The following is a 693-nucleotide window of genomic DNA, read 5'->3' on the forward strand; positions in this document are numbered from 1 at the left end:
AGGCCGCCACCAAACCTCCCGGGCAGGCCTCGCCTCCGGTGACGAGCGTTGTCAGGTTGTCGAGGCGGTTGCGATCCAGCGACGACAGCACCGTCGGGGTCAAAATGGAGGCGTTGACCCGCTGGCCTTGCAGCAACTCGGTCAACGCAGGCCCGGCATACACGTCCGGTGGCGCGACCACCACCGCCGCCGACGATCCTGCCGCCCATAACATTTCGAACACCGACGCGTCGAAGGTCGGTGCGGCCACCATCAACACCCGCGCGTCCGCGCCCAAGCCGAGCAGTTCGCGTTGCACCGCGGTCACCGCTAGCAGACCGGCGTGGCTGACCGCCACCCCTTTGGGCGCCCCGGTAGACCCGGACGTGAAGATCACATACGCGCCGTTGTCGGGCCCCAGCGGCGCCAGCCGATGGGTGATCGGATTCGCGGACTGGCCGGAGACGTCGAGATCGTCGACGTGCAGCAGCGGTCGGGCCCCGGCCCCGGCCATCGGGTCGGCGCCACAGGTCAGCACGCACACCGCCCCCGCGGCATCGAGCACCGCGGCGATGCGCTCGACGGGATGGCTCCGATCCACCGGAACGTAGACCCCGCCGGCCTTGGCCACGGCCCACCAGGCCACCACCAACTCCGCACACCGATCCATCGCGACGCCCACCGCGCGCTCGGGACCGACCCCCGCCTCGATCA

At 70.6% G+C, this 693-nt stretch carries 1 protein-coding gene; it reads right to left on the bottom strand.

Translation table 11 applies throughout. The annotated features are described in order from the left end of the window. Positions 1–693: AMP-binding protein (locus tag A5747_RS09045; RefSeq protein ID WP_142245495.1), on the bottom strand; the 693-nt coding region annotated here is incomplete at both ends.

The organism is Mycobacterium sp. IS-836, from assembly GCF_001954275.1.
GTDB lineage: Bacteria > Actinomycetota > Actinomycetes > Mycobacteriales > Mycobacteriaceae > Mycobacterium.